This is a genomic window from Paracoccus sp. (in: a-proteobacteria) (assembly GCF_047973135.1).
Lineage (GTDB): Bacteria > Pseudomonadota > Alphaproteobacteria > Rhodobacterales > Rhodobacteraceae > Paracoccus.
In genome coordinates this window covers 1-13,748 of the sequence record NZ_JBKEBL010000250.1, presented here as the reverse complement: position 1 = coordinate 13,748, position 13,748 = coordinate 1, and the positions used below count along the sequence as shown (strand labels likewise).

The 13,748-nt window shown below is 61.0% G+C and carries 13 protein-coding genes; 1 reads left to right on the top strand and 12 read right to left on the bottom strand.

Going from position 1 to position 13,748, the window contains the following annotated elements:
- Window positions 1–3: 3 nt before the first annotated feature.
- The 6 genes from ACK5L9_RS18725 to ACK5L9_RS18700 form a co-directional block, all read right to left on the bottom strand.
- The gene (locus tag ACK5L9_RS18725; protein ID WP_416912971.1) at window positions 4–363 is read right to left on the bottom strand and encodes a hypothetical protein; all 360 of its coding nucleotides are present in this window, start codon (window positions 361–363) and stop codon (window positions 4–6) included.
- Window positions 364–776: 413 nt separating this feature from the next.
- Window positions 777–1,082, bottom strand: a complete 306-nt coding sequence (locus tag ACK5L9_RS18720) for a hypothetical protein (protein WP_416912970.1) — start codon at window positions 1,080–1,082, stop codon at window positions 777–779.
- 22 nt (window positions 1,083–1,104) lie between these two features.
- The gene (locus ACK5L9_RS18715) at window positions 1,105–1,554 is read right to left on the bottom strand and encodes a hypothetical protein (RefSeq protein ID WP_416912969.1); all 450 of its coding nucleotides are present in this window, start codon (window positions 1,552–1,554) and stop codon (window positions 1,105–1,107) included.
- Window positions 1,555–1,583: 29 nt separating this feature from the next.
- Entirely contained in the window at window positions 1,584–1,889 is a 306-nt protein-coding gene (locus tag ACK5L9_RS18710) for a hypothetical protein (RefSeq protein WP_416912968.1), read from the bottom strand.
- An 8-nt stretch (window positions 1,890–1,897) separates the two neighbouring features.
- Window positions 1,898–2,386, bottom strand: a complete 489-nt coding sequence (locus tag ACK5L9_RS18705; RefSeq protein WP_416912967.1) for a hypothetical protein — start codon at window positions 2,384–2,386, stop codon at window positions 1,898–1,900.
- A gap of 739 nt (window positions 2,387–3,125) precedes the next feature.
- Window positions 3,126–3,785: a VPLPA-CTERM sorting domain-containing protein gene (locus ACK5L9_RS18700; RefSeq protein WP_416912966.1), complete on the bottom strand. Its 660-nt coding sequence runs from the start codon at window positions 3,783–3,785 to the stop codon at window positions 3,126–3,128.
- A gap of 707 nt (window positions 3,786–4,492) precedes the next feature.
- Here ACK5L9_RS18700 and ACK5L9_RS18695 point away from each other — a divergent pair.
- A complete protein-coding gene (locus ACK5L9_RS18695; RefSeq protein WP_416912965.1) occupies window positions 4,493–5,848 on the top strand; it encodes a dicarboxylate/amino acid:cation symporter in 1,356 nt (451 codons plus the stop codon).
- A gap of 45 nt (window positions 5,849–5,893) precedes the next feature.
- On the opposite strand, the gene ACK5L9_RS18690 is transcribed toward ACK5L9_RS18695, so the two are convergent.
- The 6 genes from ACK5L9_RS18690 to ACK5L9_RS18665 form a co-directional block, all read right to left on the bottom strand.
- Window positions 5,894–6,889 (bottom strand): MDR family oxidoreductase, encoded by a 996-nt coding sequence (locus tag ACK5L9_RS18690; RefSeq protein ID WP_416912964.1) that lies wholly within the window; start codon window positions 6,887–6,889, stop codon window positions 5,894–5,896.
- A gap of 138 nt (window positions 6,890–7,027) precedes the next feature.
- Window positions 7,028–8,149, bottom strand: a complete 1,122-nt coding sequence (locus ACK5L9_RS18685) for an alpha-hydroxy-acid oxidizing protein (protein ID WP_416912963.1) — start codon at window positions 8,147–8,149, stop codon at window positions 7,028–7,030.
- Between the two features lie 68 nt (window positions 8,150–8,217).
- On the bottom strand, window positions 8,218–9,183 hold the full coding sequence (gene dctP / locus ACK5L9_RS18680; RefSeq protein WP_416912962.1) for a TRAP transporter substrate-binding protein DctP: 966 nt from the start codon (window positions 9,181–9,183) through the stop codon (window positions 8,218–8,220).
- Window positions 9,184–9,214: 31 nt separating this feature from the next.
- Window positions 9,215–10,528, bottom strand: coding sequence for a TRAP transporter large permease (locus tag ACK5L9_RS18675; RefSeq protein WP_416912961.1), 1,314 nt, complete (start codon window positions 10,526–10,528; stop codon window positions 9,215–9,217).
- Window positions 10,528–11,016 carry a TRAP transporter small permease gene (locus ACK5L9_RS18670; RefSeq protein ID WP_416912960.1) on the bottom strand — a complete coding sequence of 163 codons (489 nt, stop codon included), beginning with the start codon at window positions 11,014–11,016 and terminating at the stop codon, window positions 10,528–10,530. The genes ACK5L9_RS18675 and ACK5L9_RS18670 overlap by 1 nt, the downstream gene beginning before the upstream one ends.
- 166 nt (window positions 11,017–11,182) lie before the next feature.
- Window positions 11,183–13,567, bottom strand: a complete 2,385-nt coding sequence (locus ACK5L9_RS18665; RefSeq protein WP_416912959.1) for a 1-deoxy-D-xylulose-5-phosphate synthase N-terminal domain-containing protein — start codon at window positions 13,565–13,567, stop codon at window positions 11,183–11,185.
- Window positions 13,568–13,748: the final 181 nt, after the last annotated feature.

Genomic DNA, 13,748 nt, shown 5'->3' with positions numbered 1-13,748 from the left:
CGACTAGGTCCCCTTGAGAAAACTGTTCAACTGGCTGCTCAGCGTGTTTGAAATCGAGCTGGCCATCTGAAAGTGAACGACTTGTGCCTGAAGCTGCATGGCAACACGGTTGGATTCGGCCGCCGCATTCATTGCGGCCGCAAGCTGGTCAACCTCTCGCGCCGGCTGGGGACGGGTGGCAAGGCTGGTGTTGACCTCGGCCATACTGGCCGCATAGCTTTCATGCATCGCGCTGAGACGATCCAGTGTCGCCTGCGCGAAGTCGCTGAGGTTCGGCTGTTCCTGCGGCTCTTGAGCGGGGACCACATTCGCCCCAAGCTCGACCGCATTGCTGTTCGCAAAAGCTGTAACTGCGGTAACCATAGCAAACCTCTAAAAACTTGAATTAATGCACGTTTGAGACCGTTACGACACATCCGGACTGCCACCACCGCCCCCGGCAAGGCCAAGACCAAGACCGGACAGATGGTTGGAGTTGGATGAGAGTCGTATAGTCAGGGTCATACGTCCCGGTGTGCAAAGCCGGAACGGTTGCGCCTTAAGCGCTCGGATCACCGCTTGGGATATGCGGTGAAGGGGGTTGGAACGCAGCCCGCCCGCGCGCATCGCCATCCGGCGACGCAGCCAGTCCCGCATCGTCGCGGCGATGCGCTGATCCGGCTGATATGGGGCTGTCAGTTTCACGGGTCTTGCGTCCTCAAATTCGTTTTTCGGTTCGGGCTTCGAAGGGGCGGAAGTTGCTGGCGACCGGCCCCTTCTCGGCTAGCGATATGGCGTCAGTAGTTGTTGCCCTGACCGCCGATTCCGCCAGACAGGCCGCTCATCATGCCGCCCATGTTCATCATGCTGTTCATCATCATCATCGGCGGGAACATCATCTGCATCATCTTGCCCAGAGGCGAGTTCATGATTTTGCCAAGGCCGCTGAACAGCTGACCCAAGCCTTTGAAGATGTCGCCAAGGCCACCGCCCTGACCCATGCCGCCCATGCCGCCGGGCTTTTGCGATTCACCGCCGCCGCCACCGGGAAGGCCGGGAAGACCAGGAAGGCTGGGCAGGCTCGGGAAATTGATATTGATCACTTTGACTCTCCATCACTTGAAGTTATGCCCGCGTTGCACGTTGGCCTTGGCGCGCGGGCGTCGCCTCAGCCTCCATCGCAAGGCCCTGATCTCCTTGCGTGGATTCCTGTTCCCCGTTAACGAGGAGGTCGGTGAATGCCTCGGCATGTCCGCCGGTCCCGACCAGTTGTTCCTGAAGTTTGCGCGCCTCGTCGTGCTGGTTCTGCAACGCCTTGCACATCGCAAGGATCGCGCGCGCCTCGTCGCGGCCTTCACGTTCCGATTTCAGAACGTTGTACAGCCGCTCATCCGCTGCGGCAAAATCCCCGGCGACCATTTCTTGCAGGGCCAGGCCAATATCGCCAGCGGCATAACCGGGCATCCATTCGTTCAGCATCAGAAAGATCGGTGCCAGATCGGTATCGATGCCGCGCATGATCCCGGAATAACCCGCTTCGGTCAGCAGTTTCATGTCAGCACGGTCGATATTCATTTCAGGCTACCTTCCTTCGTTCACATCGCTCAGCGATTCAGATCGGGCAGATCATGCGCAAGCGAGGCCAAAACGGCCTGCGCCTGCTCGGCCCGCGTCGTCGATTTCTCGGCCGCCTCGGCGATCAGCGCATATCCCGCCTCGGCATTGCCGCTGCCCAACATGATCAGCCCGCGCCCGACATTGGCCAGCGCGTCCTTGGGATAAAACTCGGCCCAAGCGTCAAAGATCGGCATCACATTCGACGTGACGCCACGCTGCCCGGCAAGAATCGCCGTGGCCATCAGGAAATACAGATCGTCGATACGTTGCGCATCGATATTGGATTGGTTCATGACGTTCATCATTGTCCCTGTCGGTCCTGATCAGCACGAAATCTGTTAGAGGCGGGGTGGCTGCGCGGTGCGCCGCCGCGAATGATCCGGGGCAGGTCGCCTTCCTCAGTCTGCGCTTCCTTGCGGACAGCGCTCATGTGTTTTGCAAGCTCGTCAACGGCGTCTGCATAACCTTTGGGTGAAACGACGCGCACCATCTGCGCCCCGGATCCCGCCAGGATCGGATATTTCGGATCGGCCAGACCAACCTCTTCCATCTGCTGACGCAGCGCACCCACGCTGACACCGTCCAGCGCGATCAACCGGCTGACCATATCGGCAGGGGGCTCCACATGTATGGCAATTCCGTCGAACCACCAGACCAGATGCCCCTGACGCGACAGCGTATCCAGCACGTCACCAACCGTTCCATCCGGGTTCGACAGACTGACGGTCCCCTGAAGGGCCGCTGACGCTATCACCGGAACATCGGTCTTTTGTGCCAAATCCTGCAACATCGCCGAAACACCTACATCCTTGCCCTCATACGGAAAGGGACGAACCAAATATCCTGCGGCCCCAGAGGATCCTTGTTGTGCCAAGGCTGTGCCTGTTGCGATCACCGCCGTGCCAGAAAAGCACAGCATCAAGCGGATCGCACACAGCCTGACCTTCAATAACCTGCGGCCAGAACCATTACGTCGTGACATATAAATTAACTACCCACGCCACTGTTCCTTATTGATACCGGCTTGCGGGGGAAAGTGATGCAGGTTTTTCCTCTGCCCCCAAAATTCGGCGAGAAGTCGCGCAACTTTTCAGCCATATTTACCACATATCCGCCGTCGCGGCGGGGTGTGGCGAAGGGGCGGTATTGATTCCCGACCGCAGCATCCCGATGGTGATTCCTTTGTGCCTGCCAAGGCCTAAAAAAAACAACTATTCTGTTTTTATACTGGAATTATTTCTTTTCTTGTTAGTGACTTTGGCTCTGATTTGAACTTCCCTATCCACGGCCGCCGGTCGGCCTGATGCCGCCTGACTTGCTGTACGCAACCACAGATCGGACGGCCTGCGGCGGATGAACAACGCCGTGCAACCGATTGTGAGAAGCTTCGGCCAAACCGCGCCTATTCCGTAGCGGCAAGGTTGACCCCCCAGCGGCGGCGGGCCTTGCTGGTACCGGCTCGCCGGCAGGCAACGAGAAAAGGCGGGCCGCATGGGCCCGCCTTTCCTGTCTTTCGCGATCAGGGCCTGTCAGGCTTTCTTGCGGCGACGCAGAGCCGCAAGACCGCCGACACCACCCATCAGCAACAGCGCCGATGCCGGCAGCGGAACCACCGGGGCCGAGCTGGTTTCGATCTGCAAGCCAGCGATCCGGTACTGATCGGACGGCGTCTGGTTGCCAAGCGCAAACAGGCTCAGCGGGCCGTAGGACGACAGATCCTGACGGCTGGGCGGCTGGGGCGTCAGGAAGCCCCCGGCAAAGGTCAGGGCAGGGCCAAAGAAATAGTCGACATGGTCGTTCTGGTCGTTGTTGGCGTACAGAATACCGGTGATGGTCACGTCCTCAGAGAACGTGAACTTCAGCAGTTCCGGTGCCGTACCAGCATCGACAAGCGGATTCTTGCCGCAGTTGTTATCGTTTGGGCTGGTGGCTGCCGAACAGGCCCCCAACCCCGGAGTCGACTGGCTGACGCCGATCTGACCGCCCAGAGCAACATCGTCGCCGATGCCCGCCGCCGGGGTGTAGTTGTATGCAGAAACACCAACCGTAACACCGTCAACGGTGAAGGATTTGGTCCACGAGTAATTGTTGCCGGAGGACGTGAAGTCAAAGTTGACGACCGCTGCGCTTGCCGTCCCGGCCATCAGCGCAAAGCCGACAACCGCCGCAGCCTTGGAAAGTAGTTTCATCGTTACCTCTCTGGAAAAATAGATACGGATTTTATCTATCACGAAGGGCACCGGTTGCGCATAGGCAAGCTTGTCTGGAATCAATCTACAATTGAATATTGAAGAACTGCTCTTCCGCCGAATGTGTGCCGCCCGGCCTCCTTTTCCATCAGCCATTAACCTTTACATATTTAATATCATGATAAAAAATAAAAAATTGATTTTCAACAGTATATTCTGAAATAATTGGTTCATTAATTCACTCGAATCGATCACAAAAATGTGATTATGCGGATCTGGGCAGTTGGTCAGCCGGTTCTTCCTGTGATTGAAAATTGCACCGGAAAGAAAAGGTTTTAACAAGAGAATACAACCTCTGCGTGCTTCTTGCGCGTTGAGATTCCCTCTGGACACTCTCTTTTAACGATAAATCCGGGCTTTCGGACTGTGCCACCGGTCATCGCCCCATCTGTCCGGCCACAACCAGCCGAATCCCCGCGGACGGCGAATCCGGCGCGTCTCTGCGTCGCGGCAAAAGAGGCAGGGTTACTGTCGTAAATGCATGAAATTTGCCTACTTTTACCTCAAAACGCCGATTTGCACGCTCTCAAGGCTTGACCTGACAGGCAAGTTGGATGCGCAATTGTGACAGATGTGCATCCAGGTCCGGGCTGTGCATCCTGCGTCGTCGATTTTTCGGGCCTTTGATAACAGGGGGAATTTTAAAAATGACCGATACTGTTGAAAAAGGCGGCGGCATGTCGCTGACAACCAGGATCATGCTGGGCATGGTCGGCGGGCTGATCCTTGGGATCGTCCTGAACACGATCGGGTCGGACAGCGTGAACGCCTGGCTGGTGGATGGGCTGTTCACGATGATCGGCACGGCATTCGTGAACGGGCTCAAGATGCTGGTTGTGCCGTTGGTCGTCTTTTCCCTGCTCTGCGGGGTGATGGGCATCGGCGATATCCGCGTGCTTGGCCGGGTCGGTGGCAAGTCCTTCGGCCTGTATATCATGACCACTGCCATCGCCATCGCAACGGCGATCATCCTTGGCCTGCTGATCGGGCCGGGCCGGGGCTTCACCATGGAGGGCGTGGGCGATGCCGGAATCACCGCGGCCGAGGCTCCGACCGTCTGGCAGGTCTTTGCCAATATCGTGCCGTCGAATCCCATCGCGGCCTTTGCCAGTGGAGAGATGCTGCAAATCATCTTTTACATCATCATCGTCGGCATCGCTGCGCTGATGCTGGGCGACCGCTCGGTGGGGTTTGCCAAGGCCTGCGAATACATGAATGACCTGATGATGAAGGTCGTCAGCATTGTCATGAGCTTTGCGCCCTATGGTGTCTTTTGCCTGATCGCCAAGGTCTTTGCCAAGGAAGGGATCGACCTGTTCCTGCCGGTGGCGACCTATGTGGTGACGCTGGTTTCGGCGCTGCTGCTGCATCTGTTCGTGACGCTGATGCTGATCCTGAGGGTGACGACAGGGCTGAACCCGATCACCTTCATGAAAAAGATCCGCCCCGCGCAGGTCTTTGCCTTTTCGACCGCCAGCTCGAACGCCACGATCCCCGTCACCTATCGCTGCACGACGGAACGGATGGGCGTCGATAACTCGGTCGCGTCCTTTACCGTGCCATTCGGTGCCACGATCAACATGGACGGCACCGCGATCATGCAGGGCGTGGCGACCGTGTTTCTGGCCAATGTCTATGGTGTCGCGCTGGGGTTGGGCGGCTATCTGACCGTCATCGCGATGGCGGTTCTGGCATCCATCGGCACGGCGGGCGTGCCGGGCGTCGGGCTGGTCATGTTGACCATGGTGCTGACCCAGGTGGGCCTGCCGATCGAGGGGATCGCGCTGATCCTTGGCGTTGACCGCCTGATGGACATGATCCGCACAGCGGTGAACATCACCGGCGACGCCGTCGTTACCACCGTCGTCGCCAAGACCGAGGGCAAGCTGGACCAGTCGGTCTATGACGACCCCGAAGCCGGGACGATCACCGATGACGAGCTGGAAATCGACGCCGGGGCCGAGGCAAGGCTGGCCGAACTGGCGCAGCATCCGCAGACCTGAAAACCTGCCTCTGCCGCCCCACGACGGCAGAGGCCATACGACGCCTCAGGCGTTGACATCGACCACGACGCGGCCCTTGACCTTGCCTTGCAGGATCGCAGGGCCAAGGTCGATCAGATCGGCAAGGCGCGCGGGCTCGATCATCTTTTCAAGCTGCGCGGTCGGCAGATCTGACGCAAGCCGCTGCCAGGCGCGCTGCCGCTTTTCAAAGGGCTGCATCACGCTGTCGATGCCCAGCAGGTTCACCCCGCGCACGATGAAGGGGGTGATCAGCGCCCCTTCCATCAGCGCGCCGCCCGCAAAGCCGATCGAGGCGACCGTACCGCCGTATTTCATCTGTTTCAGCACCCGCCCGATCATCGCGCCCGCCACGGAATCGATGGCCCCGGCCCATGTCTCGGCCTCGAACAGATCCTCGGTGGCACTGGACAGGTCGTCGCGCGAAATGATCTGCGTGGCCCCGATAGAGCGGAGATAGTCGGCTTGTTCGGCCCGGCCCGTCACCCCCGCGACCTGATAGCCCAGATGGGCCAGAATCGCCACCGCGACCGAGCCGACTCCGCCCGCCGCGCCCGTGACCAGCACCGGCCCGCTGTCAGGCGTGACGCCGTGATCTTCAAGCGCGATAATGGCCAGCATCGCCGCCATGCCCGCCGTACCGATGGCCATCGCGGTGCGGGTGGTCAGCGCATCGGGCAGCGGCACCAGCATATCGGCCATGACCCGCGCCTTCTGCGCATATCCGCCCCAGCGCGTCTCGCCCACGCGCCAACCGGTCAGCACCACCTTGTCACCGGGCTTGTACCGCGGATCGTCCGATTTCTCGACCGTACCGGAAAAGTCGATGCCGGGCACATGCGGATAGCTTTGCACCAGCCCCATATTTGGGCCCATGCAGATGCCATCCTTGTAGTTGATCGTCGTATATTCAACGGCAACGGTCACGTCGCCTTCGGGCAGTTGCGTTTCCTCGATCTGCTGAATCGAGGCGACGGCCTCGCCGCCGTCAGACTTGTCCACGACAAGGGCATTAAAGCTCATCTGATCATCCTCTGGCTGCATGTCGGAAATATGGTCCGGGCCAATGCCCGACACCGGTCGAATCAAGGTAGGCCCGCCCTCAACCGGTTTCAACGGCAAGCGCAGGCCAGAAAGGCCCGCTTCCCCCGTAACGCGGTGTCACGCCGTGACCAGCGAAGCGTCCAGAGCGGTCAGGTCGGCGCAACCCAGCATGGCCAGACCCCTGTCAATCTCGTCCCGCAGGATCGCCAGCAGGCGCAGCACGCCATCTTCGCCACCCGCCGCCACTGCATACAGCGCCGCGCGCCCCAACCCGACCATGGACGCGCCAAGACACAGCGCCTTCAGAACGTCGTCGCCCCGCCGGATGCCGCTATCCATCAGCACCGGAGCATCCAGACCTGCCGCGATTTCCGGCAGGACGCGGACCGGCGCAATGGTGTCGTCAAGCTGCCGCCCGCCATGGTTTGACAGGATCACGGCATCGCAGCCCATGGCGATACAGCGGGCCGCATCATCGGCCCGCAGAATACCTTTGACCATCAGCCTTTTGGGCCATTGATCGCGCAGCACGGCCAGCGCCTCCCAGTCAAAGCTGGCATCCATCTGCCGTTTCATCAGCGCGGCCTGCACCTCGGGATCGTGACCGTCCGAGGTTTCGAAGTTCTTCAGCCGGGGCACGCCATGGCGCAGGAAATCCAGCGACCATTGCGGATGGGTCACGCCATCCCAGATCGTGCGCGGGGTATAGCGCGGCGGCAGGCCAAAGCCGTTGCGCATGTCCCGTTCGCGATAGCCGTTCAGCGGAACATCCACCGTCAGGATCAGCGCCGAATAACCCGCATCCAGCGCGCGTTTGCACATCGCGGCGGAAATCTCGCGGTGCAGAACGTAAAGCTGAAACCATTTCTCGCCCTCGCCCTCGCGGGCGATTTCCTCGATCGGGGCGGTCGCTGCGGTGGATAGCGCAAAGGGAATCCCCGCCTGCGCCGCCGCACGGGCCAGCATCGCATCCGCCCCGTGACGCAGCGCGCCGTTGAACCCCGTGGGCGCGATATACAGCGGCAGGCTGTGGCGGCAGTCCCAGAGGGGCGCGGACAGATCGCGGCGGCTGACATCGACCAGCCTTCGGGGCAGGAAATGCCAGTCGTGAAAGGCGCGGGTATTCGCGTCAAGGCCACGCTCATCCCCGGCCCCGCCCTCAAGGTAATCAAAGATCATCCGTGGCAGGCGGCGGCGCGCCCTTTCGCGGAAATCATGGGTCGAGAATATTCCGGACATGTGACAAATGACCTGATCACTGACGGGGGTTGCCGACCGGGGCACAGTGGGGCCGACAACCCAAGCCCTTATTTTACAAACAATTCGCGCAGCTTGGGGCCGTTTTCGGGGCTGGAGCTGATGATCATCTCCCACCCGGAATCCTGCGCTTTCTGTTCGTATTCGGCGGCCTTGTCATCAGGCAGGGTGATCATGGCGATGCCGACTTCTTCCTGCTTGACGGCCTCGGCCTCGGCCAGCGCGGTAAAGCCGGCCGCCTCGCCCTCCAGCGCGATCATCTGCGCATCAAGGAAGGCCCGCTGCTCGTCGGTCAGCCCGTCCCATGTCTTCTTGCTAAGATAGATGCCGGTTTCGACCTGATAAAATCCGGGATTTATCCGCGCCTTTGTCTTTTCCTGCCAGCCCAGATCAAAGATGCCGATGGCGGGCCAGCCGAACCCGTCAATCGCACCGCGTTCCAGCGCCGTATAGACATCACCCGGCGACATCTGCACCGGCACTGCACCAAGCGCCGCGAAAAACGCCTGATAGACCGGAACCGAGCGCAGTTTCAGCCCCTCAAAGCTGTCGCCCTCAATCGGCTCGGACAGGTAAATGTGATAGGGGATGTCCTGCACCGGGCGGCCCAGCCAGTGAATGCCCGCCTTGTCCTCGTGCAGCTTGTTCATCAGATCGTATCCGCCATTCTCGCGCAGTTCGGCCATGTTGCGATTGGTCATGGTCAGCGCCACGCCTTCGGGCACCAGATTGGCGTGGAACACGGCCGTGGTGTTGGCCAGATCGACGACCCCGCCGCGCAGGGCATTGCCGATTTCCATGGGCGGCATCGCCTCGGGCCCACCCATGACGTTGATCTGCACGATTCCCTTGCCGTTTTCGTTCACGCTGGCGACGAAATCCTCGAATGGTTTCGCGAAGGTCGTCCCAAGCTGAAAGGCCGAGATCGCCCGCAGCGTCGCCTCTTGCGCGGATGCGACACCGGTAAGCGCCAACGTCAGCGAGGCAGCAAGGGTCAGGGGGCGGAAAATGGTCATATCTGATACTCCATGTTGTGTATTTTATGGTTCAACGCACAAGCGCGGGCAGGAACAGCGTAAGCTGTGGAACGGCCAGCATCAGGCCAAGGACGAACAGCTCGATCACGATAAAGGGCAGCGCCGCGCGATAGATGCGGGGCAGCGGCGTGTCGCGCGACACGCCCTGCATGACCATCAGCAGAATGCCGAAGGGCGGCGTCAGCATGCCCAGTTCGATGGCGACAAGCATCATCAGCCCCAGCCAGACCAGATCGATCCCCGCCGAATTGGCCAGCGGGATGAAAAAGGGAAGCGTGATCATCATCATCGAGATCTGGTCGATGAAACAGCCCATCACCAACAGCAGCCCCAGCATCGCCAGCACCAGCGCGACAGGCCCCAGTTCCGCCGAGGTCACAAGGCTTATCAGCCCCGAGGTCGCGCCGGAAAAGGACAAAAGCTGCGAAAACGTGGTCGAGGCGACGATGATGAACAGGATCGACACGGTGATTTTGGCGGTTTCCTCCAGCGATTTCCACAGCGCGGGCAGGGTCAGGCTGCGATAGCAGATCGTCGCGATCAGCGATCCCACCGCGCCCAGTGCCGCCGCCTCGGTGGGCGTGGCGATGCCTGCCAGCATGCCGCCGATCACCGCGATGAATATCCCGAACAGCGGCACCACATCGCGCATGAAGGGGCGCAGTCGCTGGTTCAGCGGGGGAATATCGGCCTCTACTTCGACCGGTGCCGCGCCGCTGACGAAATGGCCGGCGATCAGCACATAGGCCAGAAACATCACCGCCATCAGAAGGCCCGGCACGATGCCCCCGATCAGCAATTGCGAGATCGAGATGCCGGACAACGACCCCAGCATCACCGCCAGGGTCGAGGGCGGGATCAGCACCGCGATGCCCCCCACCGCCATGACCGGCCCAAGCGACAGCGTGGTGGAATAGCCGCGCTTCATCATTTCCTGCGACAGCGTGCCGCCCAGCAGCGCCGTGTTGGCAATGGACGATCCCGACAACGCCGCAAAGGCCGTGCCTCCTGCGACCGAGACACAGGCCAGCCGCGCGGGCAGCCGCACCAGCAGCCTTTCGATGGCGTCGATGGCACGATATGCCAGCCCGCAGTGAAACAGCAGCTCGCCCATCAGCACGAATAACGGGATCGGGGCCAGCGCAAAGGAATTGACCGACATCGAGGCGTTGCGGACCAGTTGCTCAAGTCCGCTTTCCCCACCCAGAAACAGCCATGCGCCGACGATATTGGCTGCCAGAAAGGCCAGCGCGACGGGCAGGCCAATGGCGAAAAACACCGCCAGCACACCGCCAAGCAGCAATAAAGTAACCCACCATACCATCAGGATGCAATCCTCTGGCCGATCAGCCGCACCAGAAATTCAGCGAAGCAGAGGGCAAAGCAGATCACCATCGGAACCTGCATGTACCATTCGGGAAAGATCAGGTTCTTGAAGACCAGCGACCCGACGGCATAAGTATCGGTGATGACGCGCAGGGCCTCGTACAACAACAGCCCGCAAATCGCCGCACCCGCGACATTGACGGCGCGCAACAGCACCCGCGTTACCGCGCGCGGCACCAGTTTCAGCACGACATCCACGCTGACATGCCCGTTTGAACGCAGCAGCCACGGGGCGCCCAGAAAGGTCGAGATGGTCAGCAGGTATTCCGTAACCTCGTTCAGCCAGGGCCATTTCGCGATGCCCAGGTTGCGCAGCAGGATCGAAGCGACCACGAGGACCGACAAAAGCCCCAGCCCGGCGCAGGCGACAAGTCCGCAGGCCCTTATAATCAGGTCGAATACCCGGCTGGCCGCATGTGTCGGCATAATCTCTCCCCGCCAGTGTTTTCGGGATATTGATTTAAGTTCAAAATAAATTCAAGGGGTTTATGCGCAGGCAAGCGAACTGCCCGTTTTTGTGGCAGTTCGCTTGAGCCTTTATGAAAATCAGATCAGTAACCGCCGCACTACCGGTCGGCGGGGTTCGCAAAGGTCAGGCCCTTTCTCCATGCGCCACGCTGCGTCGCCCTGCCGTCAGGCCATTGATCCGCTGCACGATGGCCTGCGCGTCAATGTCGAAATGACGGCGCAGATCGCCGATCGTACCTGTCTGCCCGAAATGTTCGACCCCCAGCGGCACGGTCTTGTGGCCATGCACCGCGCCGATCCAGGCCAGAGTCGCCGGATGCCCGTCAATCACCGTCACGATGCGGCAATGGGCTGGCAGATCACGCAGCAGCCGCTCGACATGGCTTTCGGCGTCAGCCTCGCCCCGCGCCCGCACGCGCTGCGCCGCCGTCCAGCCCGCATTCAGCCGGTCCGCCGAGGTGATGGCCAGCACGCCGATGTCACGCCGCACCTCGGCCAGCATCCCGGCGGCCTGAATGGCCTCGGGCGCGACAACGCCCTGATAGGCGATGATCGCCTCGCAATTCGGGCCGGGCGGGCGCAGCCAATAGGCGCCGTCGATCACGTTCTGACGAAAGGCCGCGTCGGGATGGCGGCCCGTCTGTTCCAGCGGTGCGGTGGACAGGCGCAGATAGACCGAACCGCCGGTCTCGTCCCGCAGCCATGTGCGTTCGTCCAGATCGCCCTTGCCATCGCGCTGAAGGTAATCGAAAGCCCATTCCATGATCACCGCCAGCTCGTCCGCGAAGGCGGGTTCAAAGGCGGCAAGCCCGTCCTGGCTCATGCCGATCAGCGGCGTTCCGATGGATTGATGCGCCCCACCCTCAGGTGCCAGCGCCACACCTGACGGCGTGCCGGCGACGATGAACCGCGCGTCCTGATAGCAGGCATAGATCAGCGCATCGAGACCCCGGCACACGAAGGGATCGTACAGCGTGCCGACAGGAAACAACCGCTTGCCGAACAGCGAATGCGACAGGCCCGCCGCGCCCAGGGCGGTGAACAGGTTGTTTTCGGCGATGCCCAGTTCCAGATGCTGCCCGCCGGGGGCAAAGTCCCACTTCGCGGTCGAGGGGATACGCTCGGCCCGGAACAGGTCGGCCATCTCTTTCCGGGCGAACAGCTTGCGGCGGTTGACCCAGGGGCCAAGGCTGGTCGTACCGGTCACATCGGGCGACAGCGTCAGGATCCGTTCGGCCAGCACCGAATCGCCGCGCCCCAGCCCGTCCATGATCTTGCCAAAGGCCATCTGGCTGGAAATGACGCGATCTTCGGGCGCGGCGATGGCGGGCACCTCGATCCGCGCGTCGGATTGCCGTCTGCGCCCGGCGCTGAAGAACGGCACGCCGCACAGGAATCCGCGCAACCCGTCCGGGTCCGCGACGGTCGCGAAGGGTTCCCATTCCTCGCCGCTGGCCACGCCCATATGCGCCTGCCATTCGGTCATCTGCGCGACGGTCATCAGCCCACCGTGATTGTCCTTGTGACCGGCGATGGGCGTGCCCCAGCCCTTGACGGTATAGGCCAGAATGCAGGCTGGACGGTCATCGTCGATGGTGCCGAAAACCTCGGCCATGGTCTGCACGCAATTGCCGCCCAACCCTTCCATCAGGGCGGCCAGCTCATCGTCGCTGCGGCTGTCGATCAGACGCGACACATCGCCCTGATCGCCCAGATCCTCCATCAGCCGCTTGCGCCAGGTCGCGCCGCCCATATAAGTCAGCGCGGAATAAAGCTGGTTGGGGCAGGTGTCGATCCAGTCGCGCAGCCGGTCGCCGCCGGGTTCGGTAAAGGCAGCCCGCTGCAGCACGCCGTATTTCACCCGGATCACCCGCCAGCCAAAAGCGTCAAAAACCTTTTCGATCCTCTGCCACAGCCCTTCCTGCACGATCCCGTCCAGCGACTGCCGGTTATAGTCGATGATCCACCAGCAATTGCGCAGCCCGTGTTTCCACCCCTCTTGCAGGGCCTCATAGACGTTACCCTCGTCCAGTTCGGCATCCCCGATCAACGAGATCATGCGCCCGTCCGGCCCCTGCCCCCAGGGTTTTGCCCGGACGTAATCCTGCACGATGGAACCAAAGGCCGTGATCGCCGCCCCGAACCCGACCGATCCGGTCGAGAAATCCACATCATCGCGGTCCTTGGTGCGGCTGGGATAGGATTGCACCCCGCCATAGCCGCGATAAAGCTGCATCGCCTCGCGGTCCAGATTACCCATCAGATAGTGCATTGCATGAAACAGCGGCGAGGCATGCGGCTTGACCGCCACCCGGTCCTCGGGGCGCAGGGCGCTGAAATACAGCGCCGTCAGCATCGACACCATCGAGGCAGACGACGCCTGATGCCCCCCGACCTTGATCCCGTCAGGATTGTCCCGCAGGTGGTTGGCATTGTGTATCATCCAGTGAGACAGCCAAAGGATGCGCTGTTCGATGATCTTCAGGTATCGCGTCTTGTCGTCGCTCATTCCCATGCTCCGGGTTCTTGCGTGTGGATGGTGCAAAAAAAGGATCGCGGCACCACGGAAAGCGCAAGCTTCCCGCAAGCCGCATCGGAATGGACGGTAAAATGGTTCCAGCTTTGTGTCACGGATCCGTAAGAACTATGCCGGGCCTCTGTCAATGTGATTTTCGCCCGGCAGCCGGAAC